Raw genomic sequence first — 1,856 nt, forward strand, 5'->3', positions numbered from 1 at the left:
AAACGATGCTAACCCTATGGAGGTTTGAGACAATGGACATTCAGCAGATTCAGGAAGAGATTCGCAAGAACATGGAAGAAGTCCGCGCCAACGTGGAAAATGCGGTCAACTATCTCTCGGGCAGCGAGTTCCGCACCCGTGCGGAAGAGACCCAGGCGAAGATCGTGGACCTCGCAAGCACCGCTTCGCAGGATGCGCTCAAGCTCGCCCGCGAAGTTTCCGAGAAGGCCGTCACCAATGCCCGCCAGCTTCAGGGCGATGTGACCACGCGCGCCACCAGCCTGCTGGAGGACCTGCGTGCCTCGGCCACGGAGCTGCTGAGCACCGTGCGCAGCAAGGGCGACGACCAGAGCGCTGCCTGAACAGGACCGACGAACCGAGAGGACACTCCCGAGGCGATGAGTGAAGAAGAAGACAACGAGCGTGGCGGGGCCCGCAAGGACCCCGCCCAGCGCAAGGACAAGGTGATCCAGACGCGCGTGCCCAAGGATCTCGAGGGCACGCTCAAGGACGAGGCGGAAAAGCGGCGGGTCACTGTCTCGCAGCTCATCCGCACGGTGCTTGAAGACACCTTTCACCTGGTCGACAACGTCGTGGCCGAGTCCGCTTCGCTGGCCGAGAGCGTGCGCCGCGATGCCAAGCGCATCGCCGAGTCCGCCCAGGGTTTTCGCGTCCGCGGCGAGGAAATCCTCGTCCCGGCCGAGAAGGGCGGCACGCGCGCCCAGGAACTTCTCGATTCGGTCTATGCCTGGCAGGAAGTCCTCATGAACAAGGAAGCACGCTGCACGCGCTGCGGGACGAAGATCCCCGGCGGAGAGGCAGCTTACCGGGGACTGACCGAAGAGCCCGGCCTGCCGCCGGTATGGCTGTGCGGCGACTGCGTGGACGAAATCTAGGCCGCGCGGGACACAAGCGACCCACACAATCCCGAAAGTCCCCGTTATTCCCTTCTGGAGCGCATTCGCAACCGCGAATGCGCTCTTTTTTTGCGCAAATTCCGCCCCGGAGTAGGGTCAGGCCCTTGCACCCGGGCCCCAGGTTTGGCATGGCTATGGGCCGGGGGGAAATCCCGAAGCTACAGAGAAGCGCCCGACCGCGGGCGTTGCCCCTGCGCGAAATCCGCACCGGCCCGGGCCGAATCTCGGCCGGCGCAAATACTTACGAGAATGGAGCAATACCATGGCATTTGAACTTCCCGCACTGCCCTACGACAAGGCTGCCCTCGAGCCGCACATGAGCGCCAACACCTTCAGCTTCCACTACGAGAAGCACCACAACGCCTATGTGACCAACCTCAACAAGCTCACCGACGGCACCGACCTGGCCGGCAAGAGCCTCGAAGAGATCATCAAGGCCACGGCCGGCGACGCCGGCAAGGCCGGTATCTTCAACAACGCCGCCCAGGTGTGGAACCACACCTTCTTCTGGAACTCCATGAAGCCCAAGGGTGGCGGCAAGCCCAGTGGCAAAATCGCCGAGGCCATCGACAAGAGCTTTGGCAGCTACGACAAGTTCGTCGAAGAGTTCTCGGCCGCAGCAGCCACCCAGTTCGGCAGCGGCTGGGCCTGGCTCGTCAAGGACGGCGACAAGCTCGCCATCGTCAAGACCGCCAACGCCGGCAACCCCATGACCGACGGAAAGACGCCGATCCTCACCCTCGACGTGTGGGAGCATGCCTACTATCTGGACTACCAGAACCGTCGCCCCGACTTCATCAAGACGTATCTCGAAAGCCTGGTGAACTGGGACTTCGCGAACGCGAACCTCGGCTGAACCGTTTCAGACGCAAACGAAAAAGCGCGCCCCAAAGGGGCGCGCTTTTTTATTCAATCAGGCCAAAGCCTCAGGCAGGAAGC

Annotated in this window: 3 protein-coding genes; all 3 read left to right on the top strand. The window is 62.4% G+C overall.

Annotated elements, in window-relative coordinates:
• The first annotated feature begins 32 nt into the window (after positions 1–32).
• The 3 genes from KDH09_20085 to KDH09_20095 all read left to right on the top strand — a co-directional run bounded on the left by KDH09_20085 (position 33) and on the right by KDH09_20095 (position 1,773).
• On the top strand, positions 33–362 hold the full coding sequence (locus tag KDH09_20085) for a hypothetical protein (protein MCB0222008.1): 330 nt from the start codon (positions 33–35) through the stop codon (positions 360–362).
• 36 nt (positions 363–398) lie between these two features.
• Positions 399–896 carry a hypothetical protein gene (locus KDH09_20090; GenBank protein ID MCB0222009.1) on the top strand — a complete coding sequence of 166 codons (498 nt, stop codon included), beginning with the start codon at positions 399–401 and terminating at the stop codon, positions 894–896.
• Between the two features lie 283 nt (positions 897–1,179).
• The gene (locus KDH09_20095) at positions 1,180–1,773 is read left to right on the top strand and encodes a superoxide dismutase (GenBank protein ID MCB0222010.1); all 594 of its coding nucleotides are present in this window, start codon (positions 1,180–1,182) and stop codon (positions 1,771–1,773) included.
• Positions 1,774–1,856 lie beyond the last annotated feature (83 nt).

Source organism: Chrysiogenia bacterium (assembly GCA_020434085.1).
Taxonomy (GTDB): Bacteria; JAGRBM01; JAGRBM01; order JAGRBM01; family JAGRBM01; genus JAGRBM01.